The organism is Nodosilinea sp. E11, from assembly GCF_032813545.1.
Lineage (GTDB): Bacteria > Cyanobacteriota > Cyanobacteriia > Phormidesmidales > Phormidesmidaceae > Nodosilinea.
This window is the reverse complement of record NZ_CP136516.1, coordinates 1-16,560: the sequence shown is the minus strand read 5'-3', so window position 1 is coordinate 16,560 and position 16,560 is coordinate 1. Positions and strand designations below refer to the sequence as shown.

9 protein-coding genes and 1 pseudogene are annotated in these 16,560 nt (G+C 53.5%); 9 read left to right on the top strand and 1 reads right to left on the bottom strand.

Annotation, left to right across the window (positions count from 1 at the left end; all coding sequences use genetic code 11):
- Positions 1 to 110 precede the first annotated feature (110 nt).
- Positions 111 to 560: a hypothetical protein gene (locus tag RRF56_RS02275; protein ID WP_317033803.1), complete on the bottom strand. Its 450-nt coding sequence runs from the start codon at positions 558 to 560 to the stop codon at positions 111 to 113.
- Positions 561 to 961: 401 nt separating this feature from the next.
- Here RRF56_RS02275 and RRF56_RS02270 point away from each other — a divergent pair, with 401 nt between their 5' ends.
- The 9 genes and pseudogenes from RRF56_RS02270 to mobF all read left to right on the top strand — a co-directional run.
- Complete coding sequence (locus RRF56_RS02270) at positions 962 to 1,729, top strand: sigma-70 family RNA polymerase sigma factor (protein WP_317033802.1); 768 nt, start codon at positions 962 to 964, stop codon at positions 1,727 to 1,729.
- A gap of 294 nt (positions 1,730 to 2,023) precedes the next feature.
- Positions 2,024 to 2,632, top strand: coding sequence for a tyrosine-type recombinase/integrase (locus RRF56_RS02265; RefSeq protein WP_317033801.1), 609 nt, complete (start codon positions 2,024 to 2,026; stop codon positions 2,630 to 2,632).
- 127 nt (positions 2,633 to 2,759) lie between these two features.
- Positions 2,760 to 4,316, top strand: coding sequence for a class I SAM-dependent DNA methyltransferase (locus tag RRF56_RS02260; protein WP_317033800.1), 1,557 nt, complete (start codon positions 2,760 to 2,762; stop codon positions 4,314 to 4,316).
- Positions 4,313 to 5,485 carry a restriction endonuclease subunit S gene (locus RRF56_RS02255; RefSeq protein WP_317033799.1) on the top strand — a complete coding sequence of 391 codons (1,173 nt, stop codon included), beginning with the start codon at positions 4,313 to 4,315 and terminating at the stop codon, positions 5,483 to 5,485. Before RRF56_RS02260 ends, RRF56_RS02255 begins: the two co-directional genes overlap by 4 nt.
- Positions 5,486 to 5,487: 2 nt before the next feature.
- Positions 5,488 to 6,522 (top strand): hypothetical protein, encoded by a 1,035-nt coding sequence (locus RRF56_RS02250; protein ID WP_317033798.1) that lies wholly within the window; start codon positions 5,488 to 5,490, stop codon positions 6,520 to 6,522.
- 78 nt (positions 6,523 to 6,600) lie between these two features.
- Positions 6,601 to 7,908, top strand: coding sequence for an ATP-binding protein (locus RRF56_RS02245; protein WP_317033797.1), 1,308 nt, complete (start codon positions 6,601 to 6,603; stop codon positions 7,906 to 7,908).
- 131 nt (positions 7,909 to 8,039) lie between these two features.
- Positions 8,040 to 8,384, top strand: a complete 345-nt coding sequence (locus RRF56_RS02240) for a hypothetical protein (RefSeq protein ID WP_317033796.1) — start codon at positions 8,040 to 8,042, stop codon at positions 8,382 to 8,384.
- 157 nt (positions 8,385 to 8,541) lie between these two features.
- Positions 8,542 to 11,970 (top strand): DEAD/DEAH box helicase family protein, encoded by a 3,429-nt coding sequence (locus RRF56_RS02235; RefSeq protein WP_317033795.1) that lies wholly within the window; start codon positions 8,542 to 8,544, stop codon positions 11,968 to 11,970.
- 1,230 nt (positions 11,971 to 13,200) lie between these two features.
- A pseudogene (gene mobF, locus RRF56_RS02230) lies at positions 13,201 to 15,726 on the top strand (MobF family relaxase); the annotation flags it as partial.
- Between the last annotated feature and the right edge of the window lie 834 nt (positions 15,727 to 16,560).

The following is a 16,560-nucleotide window of genomic DNA, read 5'->3' as shown; positions in this document are numbered from 1 at the left end:
GACTACAATGCCCTGCTAACCAATTCACAGCTAGCAGTCAGAGGGAAAATGCAGTCAGATCCTATTTAGGACAATTAAACCGACTGAATTACTCGATGGTTTGGGCGCATTCAATAAACGCTTCGACTTGATCGAGGTTGATCGCTGTGGTCAAATTTATTAGGCCTTTCTTGAGATGATAGTAAATCAGGGAAGTCAGGGTTACTCCTGCTTTTCGAATAGCGCATAAGAAAAGATCTTATTTCTTCAGGACTTTTTCCAGAAGAACTACTCTCCATCAATTCCGTGAAGTATTCTTTCAGGAGAGCTTTTTTGTTTTCATAGTCCTTCCGGCAGTCAGGATTAAGTAATCCCATCTGATGCCCTATGACATGATCTATCTCACTGATCCAAAAGCTGAGTGCTCCATCATTACAAGCATGATCCAATATTTCTTGAAGTCGATCTTCTTGAGCTTCTGTGAGTTCTGGCAATGAAATAAGCTGCCCATAGTCTATTGCCATCTGGCTGACCGCTTCAGTTGTGGCATCTAGTATGGATTCCAGAAGATTACTAGGCATCCTCATATTCCTTGGTAGGTAGTTAATCACAGCAGTAGGAGGTTAGCAAGGGTAGCTCTCGGAAGACTACTTGCGTCACACTCAATAGACAATGTTGCAGAACCGGATATGTGACAGGTTTTTCCAAAACTTCCCTGAATAAATCAGAGCTTTCCTAGATTTACCGCAAAAAGTAGTTCAAGTAAACTAGATCTGTGTATCCCAAAATTATGTGATTTAAACTACTTTCCTCTAAAAGATTTGGTTTTAGGGCCTTTTAGGTTGCAGAGATATTCCAAGAGCCACCGTTCGGGTTCGTACTTAGGCTATGTCACAAATACTAAGCCCAATCATTGATTTTCAACGAGCGCGCAAGTCCACACTGTCTCTCACCCAAGCACCTTTATGTCCTACGCACTACCATGACCCAACACAATCAACCACATAATCACGAGGTAAAGATAAACTCCGAGCAAGAGTTCATGGAAGGGCAAGACATATCTTCTCAAGATCAGAGCTTAGATACCAACGCTGAGATCTGTCCTTCTAACATAGAGCCTGGCAGTAATCCCATGGAGGCCCCCATTGTTATGGATGCTGAAGCTGCTGAACTATCGAGGAAGTTCACTGATGAGCATATTGCACGTCAGTTCGCCAAATTCAACGAGACATTTGAGGAGATTGTCAGCAAGGAAAGTTCGTCAGCACGTTCGATTTTCCCTTTTATCCGTGGGAGGCTGTATCAATACAGGCTCCATCAACTATATGACGAGGTTGCCATATTGCAGGAGGTATACACTAGGACGGTTGATAAGATTCTCCAGGGTCGGGAAATTACCAACCACTATGCTTGGATTCGATCTGTATCTTTGAGGTACATACGAGAGCTGAGCAGAAAGCATAGCCGAAACACCAGCGCTGATGAATCTCTTTTGGAGCTGCTAGCACCTACAGAGGAAATTAATGAGGAGTTTTTGACAGATGAGATGCTCAAAATTCGCAAAGCTTTTCAAGAGCTCTCCTCCGAGGAGCAATTACTGCTCTCATTTAAAACGGTTCAGGACCTCTCCTGGGACGAAATTCAAAAGATTTGGGTAGAAAGAGGGTACGGCACTCTCTCGATCACTGCCTTACGCAAGCGGAAGGAAAGAGCTATCTCTCATCTCCGAACGATCTATCACAGCATGTAGAACTTAGAGGTAAACACCTTTTTGCGATGCACCTAACCCAGCGCTGGCCTGTTCTGCTAGTGAGCTATGTAGAAGCGATCGCGCCTCCGCGATCGCTTTCGCATTTATGACTACGTCCCCACAGTGCGATCGCCTCGGATCACTCCGCCTTAGGCACTAGCAATAAGGCGGCATCATTCTCAATAGCACTGCATCTTTTGAGTGGCTAGCCTCGGTTAACGGCAGAATGCGGGTTTGGGGTGCAGTGACTGTTCGCAATTGGGGTATTATGCGAACAGTTAGTGCAGAACCCTGATGAAGCGGTACCAGCGTCGGCCTGAGAACGAAAATTTGCCGGTGCGCCGGGGGCTGAACAGTGACTATCGCAGTCGCGAGTATTTGACCCTCGATGAGGTGACTCGGTTGATCGAGGTGGCCCAGGGGCGGGGGCGGCATCGCGTTCGCGACTCGGCGCTGCTGCTGATTATGTTTCGCCATGGTCTGCGGGCCACTGAGGCGGCCAAAATGCGCTGGGATGCAGTTATGCTGGCGGAGCGGCGGGTGGTGATTCACCGGCTCAAGGGCAGTGAGCCGGGTAACCATCCGTTGCAGGCGGATGAGGTGGCGGCGCTGGTGGCTCTGCGGGCAGCCTACCCCGATAGCCCTTACCTGTTCCCCAATGAGCGCGGTGGCCCGATTACTCGGGCGGCGATCGCACGGATTGTGGAGCGGTGCGGTGAATTGGCGGAGTTGCCGCTACCGGCCCATGCCCACATGCTGCGTCATGCCTGCGGCTACCACTTGGCTAACCAGGGGCTCGATACTCGGCTGATTCAGGAGTGGCTGGGGCATCGGAGCATTGAGCACACGGTGCGCTATACCCGGCTCAACCCGGCCCGGTTTGAGCAGATTAGCTGGGTTTGAGGGGCGATGAGATAACTGACCGATGTAGAACCGATAGACATAACGGAATGGCGCTGAATTAAGGCGGCGGCCATGCCGACAACACCTCAGGACGCTAGCCTAGTCAGGCCACTGTAAGGAAACACCTATGCTCACCGGCGAGATTCGATCGCAAATTAACACCATCTGGGATGCCTTTTGGTCGGGGGGCATCTCGAACCCGCTGGAGGTGATTGAGCAGATTACCTACCTGCTGTTTTTGCGGCGGCTCGATGAGCTGCACACCCTGGAGGAAAACAAGGCAAACCGGACGAAGCAGCCGATGGAGCGGCAGGTTTTCCCGGCGGGGAATGACGCGAAGGGACGGCCTTACGACGAGTTGCGGTGGTCGCGCTTTAAGCATATGGAAGCGCGGGAGATGTATGAGGTGGTGGGTGAGCATGTGTTTCCGTTTTTGCGGACGGAGTTTTTGAGCAGCTATGGGGATGGCTCTACCTACGCCCAGCACATGCGGGATGCTCGCTTTACGATACCGACTCCGGCGTTGCTGGCGAAGGTGGTGGACTTGCTCGACCATGTGCCGATGGACGACCGCGATACCAAGGGTGATCTCTATGAGTACATGCTGGGGAAGATTGCCAGTGCGGGGCAGAATGGGCAGTTTCGCACGCCGCGCCACATCATTCAGCTGATGGTGGAGCTGACCCAGCCCACGCCGAAGGATGTGATTTGTGACCCGGCGAGTGGCACCTGTGGCTTTTTGGTGGCGGCGGGGGAGTATCTGCGGGAGCACCACCGAGAAATCTTTCAAGACCCCAAGCTGAAGGAACACTTCCACCACGGCATGTTCCACGGGTTTGATTTTGACGGCACGATGCTGCGGATTGGCAGTATGAATATGCTGCTGCACGGGGTTGAAAACCCAAATGTGGTGTACCGCGACTCGCTGGCTCAAGACCATTCGGGGGAGGAAGGAAAGTACACCCTGGTGCTGGCGAATCCGCCGTTTGCGGGGTCGTTAGATTACGAGAATACGGCCAAAGACCTACAGCAGATCGTTAAGACAAAAAAGACGGAGCTGCTGTTTTTGGCGCTGTTTTTGCGGCTGCTGAAGACGGGGGGACGGGCGGCGGTGATTGTGCCGGATGGGGTGATGTTTGGCTCATCAAAAGCGCACAAAGAGCTGCGGAAAATCTTAGTTGAAAACCAAAAGCTGGATGCGGTGATTAAGCTGCCGGGTGGGGTGTTTAAGCCCTATGCGGGGGTTTCGACGGCAATTTTGCTGTTTACCAAAACTGAGTCGGGTGGGACAGATCAGGTTTGGTTTTATGAGGTTGAGGCGGATGGCTGGAGCCTGGACGACAAGCGGCAGCCGCTGCTGTCGGAGGAAAAGCTAGGTGTAGCTCCGAAAATGCCTCTGGTAGATGAGGAACACGCTAAGAATAATTTGCCGGATATTTTGGCCCGTTGGCAGGAGCGGGATGGCCATGAGCGGGAGCGGCCTCGGACGGCGCAGAGTTTTTGTGTGCCGAAGGCGGAGATTTCTGAGGCGGGTTATGACTTGAGCCTAAACCGCTATAAGGAAGTGGTGCATGAGGAAGTGGAGCATGTACCGCCGAAGGAGATTTTGGTAACTCTGGCTGAAATTGAAACGAAGATTCAGAAGGGGATGCTGGAATTGAAGGAGATGCTGGAGGGAAAATGACCAAGGTCAAATTAGCTGAGATAACCCTTATCAACCCAACACTAGATAAGTTGGCTGATGAGAATCAACAAGTAGCTTTTGTACCAATGGCATCAGTGCTAGCAGATCCACCACAGGTGCAAGTGGCAGAGTCTCGCACTCTTTCATCGGTAAAGAGTGGCTTTAGTTACTTTCAAGATGGGGACATCTTAGTAGCTAAGATAACTCCCTGCTTTGAAAACGGGAAAATTGCACAAGCTCGTATCGAATTTCGGCATGGCTTTGGATCAACAGAATTCCATGTTGTTCGTCCCAAAGCCGATCAAATTGACGGGCGATATCTTCTTCATTTCCTTCGGCAAAACTATATTCGCCGTCAAGGTGAGCGCAGGATGACAGGCAGTGCAGGCCAGCGCCGAGTTCCAAAAGTATTTTTAGAATCCTTAGAAATTTATTTGCCATCGATCGCAGAACAAAAGCGTATTGCGGCAATTTTGGATAAGGCTGATGAACTGCGGGAGTTGCGGCGACAGGCATTGTGGGAATTGGATGCGATCGTGCAATCTATCTTCATCGAAATGTTCGGAGATCCAGTAAATAATCCAAAGCAATGGATCTTTAAGACTCTTGGTGATGTCCTGGATTTAATAACTTATGGTCTAACAGTACGCCCCAAGTACGTACAAGATGGTATTCCACTGATTTCTGCGAAAGAGATCAGAAGTGGGACTATAGATTTTGAAACAGCAGCAAAAATTTCTTTGCACGATTTCAACAATCTTTCTGATAAAGCTAAGCCTGTTGAGGGCGACATTTTGTTTTCAAAAACAGGTTCAATCGGGCACTGCGCACTGGTAAGTGAAAAGCGTTCTTTTGCCGTAACGCAAAATGCAGCCAGAATCAGTTTTAGACAGAATCTCGTAGATAAGAAGTATGCGCTTTATTACTTTAGAGAAGGCCGAATTCAATCTCTTGCGCAGAGTGCTGCTAAAGGGAATGCCGTGAAAGATCTTCAGCTAGGAAAGATGAAGGAATTTCCATTTCCAATGCCTCCTTTGCCTCTGCAACAAGAATTTGCCAAGCGGGTTGAGGTAATCGAACAGCTCAAAATCACTCACCGCGAATCTCTTGACCAACTCGATGCTCTCTTTGCCTCCCTCCAGCACCGCGCCTTTCGAGGAGAGCTATAAGAATGCGCGGTCGTCTTATTGATGCGTGGAAGTATACATGGTTTGAGCTTTGGGAACCTCTTGAACAACTAGAGATCTTCTCTGATGACGTTTATACGTCCCTATTTGAAGAGCTAGAAAAAGCTCTTTTAGAACGACTACACTACAAAGAAATATCCGCAATATTTGCTGAAAATATAGATGAACGAGCTCTGAAATCCCTTTTAGAAAGTGATGATATATATGAACCCCTGCTAAGGAATTCTGATCTCAGGAACGCCTATATCCAAGATCATGATAACGAGGAATTGGCCAGAGAAGGACTCAGAGTCTTTTCCAGAAAGGCTTTTCGGGAGAGAGTTTTTCTAAATACTGCTAATGATCCTTTATTAGCCAGAACGTTTATCCAAGAGCTATGCCCGCAGAAGCTTGCAGGCGACCCAGCGCTGGTGGTGTTTTTCCAAAATGCGAGTGATATATTTGCTGAGTATAGTGAAGAACTATGCAGTGATTACAGTCAGCGCCTTGATGAGTTTATCGCCTGTCACAACCTACGGTACAAGCTGCAACTCTCACCTTTTAGGCTTCAGCCTCATCTACCTGGAGTGTTTTCAGCACTGTTCTCAGAACTTTTAAGAGCTTCAGAAAACGATATTCACCTATTAGAGCTAGTAAAAGATTTTGAACATTCATTTAATGCGTTGAGTAGATCGCAACGAGAAGTTGACATGAAAACCTGCATAGGTAAGGCATGTAACCTAGTTGAGGGGTTGGGAATCTCACATCCAGAGCGAGAAAAAGCATCTACATTAGGAGCTCTTTGTAATAAGATTAGTTGTTGGCCCCATGAAAAACTTCAAGAGGCCGTAATTAACATTTATCATTTTTGCTGTGATTACCCTGGAATTCGTCATGGCGGCGATCCCTCTTCCAAGCTGAGACCTCTTGACTTGAGGGACTCTATAATTGTGCCTATTCTGCTCTTTGCAGCATCAAGCTATTTTTTAACCGAGCAAAATCTAACAGATATAATTGGAATTAATGCAGAGGATGTATGACAGTAAAGCCTCTCATCCAATTGTGCTCTGTGCTAGAGGAGCTCTGTAGCGTTACCTCCCTTCGAGGAAGATAAGACTATGAGTGCCATCCTGTCCGAATTTACCCTCGAAAACTTTAAGAGCTATCGCACCGGGCGGCTTCCCCTCGGCCCCCTCACCGTGCTCATTGGCGCAAACGCCTCCGGCAAAAGCAACGCCCTAGAAGGGCTGCGGTTTCTCTCCTGGCTAGCCCAGGGCCAAAAACTCACCAGCATTCAACACACCGTCAACGACGCCGATCGCATTGTGCGGGGGCGAGTCGAAGACCTCTGCCACCGGGGCGAATCCAGCTTTTCCGTCGGCTGCTCCCTGCAAGCCAGCGAATGGAATTATCTCTCCATGGCGCTTACCCTCCGAGATGGCGACCTACACATTAGTAGCGAGTCCATCACCAACACGACCAGTCAAGCCAAGCTCTACCAACTAGAACTTCCATCCCAAGGAGTAGGCACTGATGTCAGTGTGTCCTACTACAAATTTGCTCAAGGGCGAAGGCCCCACATTACTTGCAGCGATCAAATGGCGATCTTCGTACAGCTTGATAGCCCTGCCACCTTCAACGCTAAACACCAGCAGTCGCAACAGGTAATTCCAGCCACCGTGCGCGACTACCAGAGGGTGCTAGAGAACGTGCTGTTTCTTGACCCAGTCCCTGCCAGAATGCGGGAATACAGCTTCACCACCGAAAAACGGTTGCAGGGCGATGGTACTAACCTCTCCAGCGTGCTCTATCGGCTTTGGAACGAAGCAAAAGCTAACCAGCAAGCCATTTTAGATTTCATTCAAAGCCTGCCAGAGCAGGCCATCACCGGCATCGACTTTTTAACCGGGCCTCGGGGCGAAGTCATGGTGCAGTTGCAAGAATCCTTCGGGGCAACAGAGCGCTACTGTGAGGCGGCACTTCTCTCCGATGGAACGCTGCGGGTGCTAGCTATTGCGGCAGCCATGCTCTCAGCCACCGAAGGCAGTTTGGTGGTGATAGAAGAGATTGATAACGGTGTGCACCCCAGCCGGGCCGAGCATCTCTTGACCAGCATTCGGGCGATCGCTGAGCGGCGCAACCTGCGGGTGCTGCTCTCGACCCACAACCCAGCCCTCATGGATGCCCTCCCCGATGCCGCCCTTGGCGATGTCGTCTTTTGCTATCGCGACCCCCAGGACGGCAGTAGCTGTCTGGTCAAACTGGGCGAGATAGATGACTTCCCTGGGCTAGTATCCCAAGGGCCGCTGGGGCAGTTAGTCACCACTGGGGTGGTCGATCGGTTCATCAAGTCGCCCATCACTCCCCAAGAGCGCAAGCAACGGGCCATGGATTGGCTGGCTAGCCTCCAGAGCCAACCCGCATGAGCAGCGTTTGTTTGATCGATACCAGCATCTTCCTGAATCTGCTGGATGTCCCCTACTGCAACGAATCCAGACCAGAGATCACCAAGGATTTTGTGACGTTCGCGGAGGCTGGATGTAGCTTTTTGCTGCCCATGGCCACCATCTTAGAAACCGGCAACCACATTGCCCAAAATGGCGATGGTAACCTTCGGCGTGAAACGGCTCAGCGGTTTGTCCTGGCGATTAAGGGCGCATTCTCAGGAGCCGCCCCCTGGCGACCCGTGGTGTTTCCAGTGACCGATGAAATTCTGTCGTGGATTGACACATTTCCCGACTACGCCGGACGCAACAAAGCCCCCGACAAACCCGAAGGCACCAGCTTCGGCGATCTCACCATCATTCAGGAATTTGAAAAAGCCTGTGCCCGCTTTCCCATGAGCGAAGTGTTTATCTGGTCCCTCGACAGCGATCTTCAGAGCTACCGCCAAAATCCCTAGGTTCACCCAACGTTCTGTGCCAATTTACTGGGGAGAACAGGGATCTTTCGTGAAGAGAGTAAGGGTAGCTCAAGCCCCGTCTGCCCAATCTTGAAAAGCCTTGCTACGTTTAGGGAACGCTCTGCCTAGCGGCAGATATTGAGGCCAAAGATCACCCATGAGCATTCACTTCCAATTTCTCCAAACCGAGTGGCCTCAACTCTACGAAGCCGCCGCTAAGGCCGAGGGCTTTGTCTACCCCGACCCCCGTGCCGCGTGCTTCTACAGCCGCCGTGCCCTAGAGCTCGCCGTCACCTGGCTGTTTGAGTGCGATCGCAGCCTGCGCGAACCCTACAAAACCGACCTCAGCGCCTACCTGTTTGAGCCCAGCTTCAAAAGCCTCGTCGGCCCGACCCTCATCACCAAGCTCGACATCATTCGCCGCAACGGCAACCACGCCGTCCACAGCAACCGCGCCATTCGCGTCGAAGATGCGATCGCATCCCTCAGAGAACTCTTCCACTTTTGCTACTGGCTCGGGCGCAACTACGGCCTTAAACCCAGCGATAAACCCGCGCCCAAGGCTACCTTTAACCCTAACCAGCTGCCCAAAACCTCCCCAGTGCCACCCCAAACCGTGGCCCAGCTGCAACAACTAGCCGATCAGCTCGCCGCCAAAGATGAGCAACTCGCCAAAGCCAACACCGCCAACACCACCCTCCAAGCCGAAATCGAAGCGCTTCAAGCTGCGGTTGCCCAGGCCAAAGCTGAAAACGCTACACAACCTGATACCCACGACTACACCGAAGCCGAAACCCGCGACTACTTTATTGACCTGCTGCTCAAAGAATCTGGCTGGCCGCTGGATCAAGGGCGCGATCGGGAATATCCGGTTTGCGGCATGCCCAACACTACTGGCAACGGCTTTGTTGATTACGTGCTCTGGGGCAACGACGGCAAACCCCTAGGCCTGATAGAAGCCAAACGAACCAAACGAGACCCCCAAGTGGGGCAACAGCAGGCTCAACTCTACGCCGATTGCCTAGAGCAGCAATTTGGGCAACGCCCCGTCATCTTCTACACCAACGGCTATGAGCACTGGATGTGGGACGACACCAGTTACTCCCCCCGCCAAGTGCAGGGCTTTCTCAAAAAGACCGAACTGGAGCTGATTGTCCAGCGGCGCAGCACCAAGCGATCGCTCCTCACCGCCGAAATTGACCACAACATTGCCGGTCGCTACTACCAGACCCGAGCTATCCGTCGCATTTGCGAATCCTTTGAGCAGCACAACGAGCGTAAAGCCCTGCTGGTCATGGCCACCGGGGCCGGTAAAACGCGCACCGTGGTCGCCCTCTGCGAGCTACTCATGCGCTGCAACTGGGCCAAGCGCGTGCTGTTTCTAGCCGATCGTGTGGCGCTGGTGAACCAAGCCGCCAACGCATTTAAGGAATTTCTGCCCGCCTCTAGCCCCGTCAACTTGGTCACTGAAAAGAACGCCGAAGGCCGTGTCTACGTCTCCACCTACCCCACCATGATGGGGCTAATCAACAACGTGGGCGATGGCCAGCGTAAGTTTGGCGTCGGCCACTTTGACCTGGTGATCATCGACGAAGCCCACCGATCGGTCTACCAAAAGTACCGCGCCATTTTTGACTACTTCGATTCCTTCTTGGTCGGGCTCACCGCCACCCCCAGAGAAGAAATCGACTTCAACACCTACAAGCTGTTTGATCTTGAAACCCGCGTGCCCACCGACGTGTACACCCTAGAAGATGCCGTGCGCGATCGCTTCCTGGTGCCACCAAAAGCGGTCTCTGTGCCCCTCAAGTTCCAGCGCCAGGGCATCCACTACGATGAGCTGTCAGAGGAAGAAAAAGAACGCTGGGACGAGCTGGAATGGAATGAAGACGGCGATATTCCCGACAGCGTTGACCCCAGGGCCGTTAACGAGTGGCTGTTTAACACCGACACCGTAGACAAAGTGCTAGCCCACCTGATGACCCGTGGCCTTAAGGTCGAAGGGGGCGATCGCCTAGGCAAGACCATCATCTTTGCCAAAAACAATGACCACGCCAAGTTTATCTACGAGCGCTTTAACGCCAACTACCCTCACTACAACGGCGAATTTGCCCGCATCGTCACCTATAAAACCGAGTACGCTCAAGATCTGATCAACAAGTTCTCCCAAAAAGACCAATCTCCCCACATCGCCATTTCCGTCGATATGCTCGACACCGGCATCGACGTGCCGGAAGTCGTCAACCTGGTCCTGTTCAAGCTGGTGCGCTCCAAAACCAAATTCTGGCAAATGCTGGGGCGCGGTACTCGCCTCAAGCCTGAGCTATTTGGCCCCGGCCAAGACAAAGAATTTTTCTACTTATTCGACTACTGCCAAAACCTGGAATTCTTTCGCCAAAACCCAGAACCCACCGACGGTGCTCCCAGCAAATCCCTTCGCAAAAGCCTCTTTACCAAACGCCTAGAACTGCTCAGCGAACTCGATCAGCGCATCCCATCTGGTGCAGGTGTGGGGGAGCAACCCGGCAGCTACGGCGATACCCGGCTCGACCCAACTACTGAAGGGGAGATGAGACGGGCGATCGCCTCCCAGCTCCACAGTGAAGTTGCTGCCATGAACCTGGATAACTTCATCGTTCGCCCCCAGCGCCAACGGGTAGAAACCTACGCCGATCCCAAAGCGTGGGACACTCTACAACCCGAACAGATCCAAGAACTCGCCAACGACATCGCCGGACTCCCGTCCGAACTGCCCACCGAAAACGAAGAAGCCAAGCGGTTTGACCTGCTGCTGCTGGGCTTACAACTGGCTCGATTGAAGGCCGATCCAAAATTCGTAGCGCTGAGCTTGAAGGTACGTGCGATCGCCGCCGCCCTGGCCAAATACGATAACGTCCCCATGGTAGGCGAGCAGATGGAGCTGATTGAGGAGGTTCAGACTGATCTGTGGTGGCAGGATGTCACCATCCCCATGCTGGAGCGGGTACGGCGAAAGCTGCGATCGCTGGTTCGGCTGATTGAGAAAGTAGAGCGGCAACCAATCTACACCGACTTCACCGACGAGCTCGGTGACGAAACCATCATTGAGATGGAAGTCTTTAGCAACGCTGGCGACGACTTTGAGCGCTTCCGCGAAAAAGCTAGATACTTCCTGCGCGATCATAAAAATCACATCACCATCCACAGACTGCGCTTCAACGAGCCGCTCACCCCCACCGACCTCAGTGAGCTAGAGCGTATGCTGCTAGAGTCCGGTGTGGCCACGCCAGAGCACCTGGAACGCGCTAAAGCAGAAAGCCAGGGGCTAGGCTTATTTATTCGTTCCCTCGTCGGCCTCGACCAAGAAGCCGCTAAGCAAGCCTTTGGCGAGTTTCTTGCTGGTACTACCGCTTCAGCTAACCAAATTGAGTTCATCAACTTGATCATTGACCGGCTGACCCAGCAAGGCAGTATTGAGGTCGGTGATCTCTATGAATCCCCCTTCATCGATATCAACTCCCAAGGCCCCGACGGTATCTTTAACCCTGGCCAGATAGATTCCCTATTAACAGTCTTGGACAGAATGCGAGCTACAGCCGCCGCGTAATGAGAAGGTCAGATAGGCATCGCCGACGGCGGGGATATTCAATGTGCGATCGCGCTTCGGCATCTTGATACCCCCTACTTTGAATCCAATTTAACCCAGGTATTTTGACTTGCTCTTTTTTTAATTTCAGCAAGTCTAGTTTGTCGGGATAGCAAGGGTTTCAGAGAATCTAGGCAAAACCAGGCACCCGTATTGAGAATCTGATGCCCTTCTTGAGAATGTTAAGGGGCTGAATTTTCGTCTCTGGCTGACTTGGGAATTCTCTCGTAGCCGCCACGACTGTGGTGGGTGTAGCTACGTTGAGGCGATCGCTAGGGTCAGGGGTAGCCAGGAAATCTGGGAAAGTCTACTCAGGTTGATCGAAAAAGTCTACTGGCAGTTGATCAGGAAGGTTTACTGGCAGTTGATCAGGAAGGTTTACTGGCAGTTGATCAGGAAAGTCTACTGAGAGTTGATTAGGAAAGTCTACTGAGAGTTGATCGAAAAAGTCTACTGAGAGTTGATTGAAAAAGTCTACGCAGGTTGATCAGGAAAGTTTACTGAGAGTTGATCAGGAAGGTTTACTGGGAGTTAATCAGGAAGGTTTACTGAGAGTTAATCGGGAAGGTGAACTCAGAGTGAATCGGGAAGGTTTACTGGGAGTTAATCAGGAAGGTGAACTCAGAGTGAATCGGGAAGGTTTACTGGGAGTGAATCGGGAAGGTTTACTGAGAGTTAATCGGGAGGGTGAACTCAGAGTGAATCGGGAAGGTTTACTGAGAGTTAATCGGGAAGGTGAACTCAGAGTGAATCGAAAGTGAACTAGATTGGTGAATCGAGGGTGAACTAGAAAAGTGAATTGAGAGTGAATTGGTACGTGAAATTGGGGGTTGTAACTAGCTCGGTGACGCCACTTACCGCCATTGACCGCTTTTCCCCGCCAGGACTCCCTGCCTCTGCCTCCCTGGGCGTTATGGGGCGACACCGAGCGTTAGATGGCGCAGTAGCCCCAGCCGCGAGGGTGGCTACGCCCTGGGAGGGCTACGCATCCGAACCGTTCAGACACTACGCCATCCCTGGCGGGGCAAAACCCTCCTAAACCCCACAGGGCAATCGGTTTAGCGATTTCAGCCCCCATGCTTTGGTTCAGGGACTGCCTCACAATTCTTTACCCCAAACAATCGATTTGCAATATGGGGGAGATATTCGAGGGCTACTATCCAACCCATTGGTTTAGCGATTAGACGCTCCATGTTATCGATGTGCTCGGTCTCCGCCGCCCAGGGTGAAACCTACTACGAAAAAGACGACTACTACACCGCAGGCACCGACGCGGGCCACTCAACCGCTCGGTGGTATGGCCAGGGTGCAAACACCCTTGGACTCCAAGGCAAAGTTGAGCCAGAAGACTTCAAAGCCCTGCTCCACGGCACCGCCCCCAACGGTGAAAGCCTTCATGCCCGCGCCATCGATCCTACCCGTCACCGGGCCGCCACCGACTACACTTTTTCAGCCCCCAAGAGTGTTTCCATAGCCGGATTGGTGCAAGGGGATACGCGAGTGATCGCCGCCCATAACCAGGCCGTCGATACCGCCCTAGAGGTCTTGCAAAAGCGCTTTGCCCAGACCCGCATCAGCACCCCCGAAGGACGGCAGCGAGTGGTGACCGGCAACATCGTCGCGGCGGTGTTTCAACACGACAGTAGCCGTGAACTCGACCCGCAGCTGCACAGTCATTGCGTGGTGATGAACACTACCCAGCTGCCAGACGATGGAGCCTGGCGCAGCCTCAGTAATGAAGAAATTGTGGCCAATCAGATCCTGCTAGGAGAAATTTATCAGAACGAGTTAGCCTACCAATTGCGGCAGCTGGGCTACGAGATTGCCCCCCAGGGCAAAGGGCAATTTGAGCTGCATGACTACAGCCAAACGTTGCTCGGCACCTTCTCAACTCGCACCCGCCAAATTAAAGATTATCTCCAGCAGTGGCAGCAAAACCTGGACGAAACGCAGGGCAGTCCGCTCCATGCCAGCCAGAAAAAACAGGCGACCCTGCGCACCCGAAAACGCAAACAGGCCGTGCCCCGCGAGGTGCTGATGGCAGCCTGGCAGCAGCAGATTGGCGACCAAAACCTGACCCTGCCCGAGGTGCCCTATCAGGAGCGAGATCTTTCCACTGCCGCCCGCTATCAGGCAGACCAGATGGCTCGCGCAGGTACCGCCCATGCCTCGGAGCGAGAGTCAGTCTTCCGTCGAGGAAAAGTAGAACGCTTCGCCCTAGAACATGCCCTGGGTGAAATGCCCTTTGCGCTCTTGCACCAGGCGATCTCAACCCAGGGCGAACTGCTGTCAGTGGACGGGGTGAAAGACAAATACACCACCACCGCAGCGCTGCACCGAGAGCGAGACACCATTGAGCTGATGCACCAGGGGCAGCACCAGTGGGCACCAATTCTGAGCGAAGCCGAACTTCAGGAGCAGTTGCCGCAGTGGCCAACCTTGAGCATCGGTCAGCAGCGAGCGCTCACCCTGGCCCTGACCAGCAGCGATCAGATGTTGGCCTGGCAGGGCATGCCGGGCAGCGGCAAGACCTTTGTGTTGCAGGCCTTTAAGCAGAGCGCAGAAGCCCAGGGCTTTTCAGTGCGAGGGTTTGCCCCCAGCGCCGAAGCGGCCAACGTGCTGGGCAAAGAAGCCGGGATACCAACCGACACCGTGGCCAGCCTGCTGTACGCTCCCGATTCAGCACCTGAACAACGAGCAATCTGGGTGATTGACGAGGCTGGGCTACTCTCCGCCAAAGATGCCTACGGGCTTCTGAGCCTAGCTGTACAGCAGCAGGCTCGCGTCATTCTAGTGGGCGATACCCGCCAGCTCTCGGCAGTGGAGGCAGGCAACCCGTTTAAGAGCTTGCAGGCCGGAGGCATTCAAACTGCCTTTCTCGATGAGTCCCGACGACAAAAGACAGCGGCCCTGAAACAGGCCGTTAACCTGCTAGCCACTGACCAGACAGAAGCCGCCTTTCAAACCCTGGTCGAAGCGGGCGCGATTCAAACGATCCAATCGCCGGAGGCCCGCCTCCAGCAGGTGGCCACCGACTATCTGGCCCAGGGCGAGACAGAGCGCGACCAAACCCTGCTGCTCGCCGGAACCAACCAAGAACGCCTGGCCCTCACCGCCCTGATTCGCACAGGGCTCCAGGCCCAAGACCAGTTAGGCTCCGACGGCTTTACCCTGGCCTCCTTGCGGCGCAAAGACATGACCCAGGCCCAGGCAGGCTACGCCGCCCACTACGCCAGCGGCGACATTGTCATCCTGAACCAGTCCTACAAACGCCAGGGCCTGGTGAAGCAACAGCCGTACCAAGTCATCCAGGTCGATTCCCGCCGCAACCGACTCACCCTGGCCGATGAAGCCGGTCAAACCGTTGAAATTGACCCAACGGCCTGCCCCAGCAAGACGGTCTATACCCGCCAGGCGATCCCCGTTGCCGTGGGCGATCGCCTGCGCTGGACACGCAACGACCGAGCGCAAAATATCCGTAACGGGCAGGCCTTTACCCTGTCCGCCATCGATGCCCAAGGGCAGGCCGAGATCTACTATCCCGATGGCCGCCATGACTCGGTGGATCTAAACGGCTTGCAGTATGTCGATTACAGCCTGGTGAGCACCACCTACAGCGCCCAGGGCAAAACCGCCGACCGGGTGATGGTGCTGATGGATGCCACCACCAGCCAGGAGTCATTCTATGTGGCCGTGTCGCGGGCCAAGTACCAGCTTTCGCTTTACACCGCCGACCCAGATGAGCTGCTGCGCCAGGCGCAGCGATCCTCAGCCAAGGAGAACGTCAGCGACTATGTCCCGCTCTTTAATTTGGTGAACACCCATGGCCAGACCTCGGAAAGTACCCCCGCCACCGCCCCCTCAGCAGTGGGCAATCGAGATGCCGCCAGGGATCTTGGCCGAGGCGCTGGTGAGCGCGTTGCAGCAGGCTTTGCTACCACTCCAGCAGCAGATCGCGGGGCTCCAGCAGGACAACGCCCAGCTGCGCTCTCAGATCGAGGCCTTGGTGCGCCACCAGGCCCAATCGGAGCCGGTGCTGAGGCAGATGACCACCGAACACAGCCATCTCCAGCAGACCTTGAACGCATTGCTCAAGGGGCTAGAGCCTGGCAGCAGCAGCGACAGCTCCAGACAATTGCAGGCACTCTTATCAGCCTTGGTGACACAGTTGAACGCGTTAAATCAGCGGGTGAGCAGCAATCTCGATGGGCAGGAGCGATCGCTCGCCTTGCTCATCGAGATTGCTGCCTTGAACGACGACGCCAGCAGCGGGAGCAACGGGAGCGGGCCAACGCCGAGCAGATGATGTGGGCTGAACGCCTGGTGCAGGAGGTGAGCGGTATTCTGACGCTAGTCGAGTGGGATGACCTGTTCAAGCAAACTGATTCTGAAACCTGGGAGTTCAAAGGCCAACACCACTCGCTGTCGTTTTGCCAAGCGACCGACACGCTCTCCCTGGTGGCTCAGGATGGTCGCGGCGAGCTGCTCCGACTTCAGCGACACCAGGGAGCCTGGCAACCGCAGCTAGCCCAGGGCCTCACGGTAGAGGAT

What these genes read in the sequence shown, in the direction of transcription:
- RRF56_RS02240 (WP_317033796.1), top strand. Translation starts at nt 8,040, where the DNA reads ATGGCCACCATCTTAGAAACCGGCAACCACATTGCCCAAAATGGCGAT.
- RRF56_RS02270 (WP_317033802.1), top strand. Translation starts at nt 962, where the DNA reads ATGACCCAACACAATCAACCACATAATCACGAGGTAAAGATAAACTCC.
- RRF56_RS02275 (WP_317033803.1), bottom strand. Translation starts at nt 560, where the DNA reads ATGCCTAGTAATCTTCTGGAATCCATACTAGATGCCACAACTGAAGCG.
- RRF56_RS02235 (WP_317033795.1), top strand. Translation starts at nt 8,542, where the DNA reads ATGAGCATTCACTTCCAATTTCTCCAAACCGAGTGGCCTCAACTCTAC.
- RRF56_RS02245 (WP_317033797.1), top strand. Translation starts at nt 6,601, where the DNA reads ATGAGTGCCATCCTGTCCGAATTTACCCTCGAAAACTTTAAGAGCTAT.
- RRF56_RS02265 (WP_317033801.1), top strand. Translation starts at nt 2,024, where the DNA reads ATGAAGCGGTACCAGCGTCGGCCTGAGAACGAAAATTTGCCGGTGCGC.
- RRF56_RS02260 (WP_317033800.1), top strand. Translation starts at nt 2,760, where the DNA reads ATGCTCACCGGCGAGATTCGATCGCAAATTAACACCATCTGGGATGCC.
- RRF56_RS02250 (WP_317033798.1), top strand. Translation starts at nt 5,488, where the DNA reads ATGCGCGGTCGTCTTATTGATGCGTGGAAGTATACATGGTTTGAGCTT.
- RRF56_RS02255 (WP_317033799.1), top strand. Translation starts at nt 4,313, where the DNA reads ATGACCAAGGTCAAATTAGCTGAGATAACCCTTATCAACCCAACACTA.